Here is a 662-nt window from a genome sequence, read left to right as displayed (position 1 = left end):
CACACATGGCGCAGGGCTCGGCTGACGAATAGAGCGTGGCTCTCGCCAGTACGTCGCGGCCGAGCGTGCGGCAGGCCCGGGTGGCCGCGAGACGCTCGGCATGAGCGGTGCCGTCGTGATCCGGCATGTAGCTGTTCTCACTCTCGATGAGGACGGTGCCGTCGGCCGCGACGATGATGCAGCCGAAGGGATGATTGCCATGGTCGAGCGAGCGCCGCGCAACCGCGAACGACAGGCGCATGAAGTGTTCGTCGCGCTCGGAGGCGTCGTCCATCGCTACTCCAGGTCAGTACCCGCCAAGCGCCGCAAGAAGGTCCGCTTCGCCTGTCCGTGCTTCATAACCAATTTGCCGTGGAACATCACCAGCGGCCGTCCGGACCGCTGCCGATCAGGCATTGTCCGAGGCAACCGATTGAAATATAGCGATTATACGTGCAGTCACGATGCCAAGAAGGAGAAATGATGCCGGCGAGGGGCTCGCCCGCGCATGACCGGCGTGAGGCGGTCTGGCGCGCACTCGCATTCATGCTAATCACACCTTCCAGAGAAGAGGAAGTTCATCGAGATGGGCGCCGCTAACGCCGTTCAAAATGCATCTCTCGGCGAGACGATCGTGCGTCGGATCAACGAGCTGGCCGCGATCTCTGCGGCCAGTGACAACC

At 62.7% G+C, this 662-nt stretch carries 1 protein-coding gene; it reads right to left on the bottom strand.

Going from position 1 to position 662, the window contains the following annotated elements:
* On the bottom strand, positions 1–274 hold a 274-nt coding region (locus tag JHD07_RS25260; RefSeq protein WP_291626980.1), incomplete at its 3' end, for a nucleoside deaminase.
* Positions 275–662 lie beyond the last annotated feature (388 nt).

It is taken from the genome of Bradyrhizobium sp., from assembly GCF_016462955.1.
GTDB lineage: Bacteria > Pseudomonadota > Alphaproteobacteria > Rhizobiales > Xanthobacteraceae > Bradyrhizobium.
Note: the sequence above shows the minus strand (reverse complement) of the source record. Positions and strands in the feature narration are given on the sequence as shown.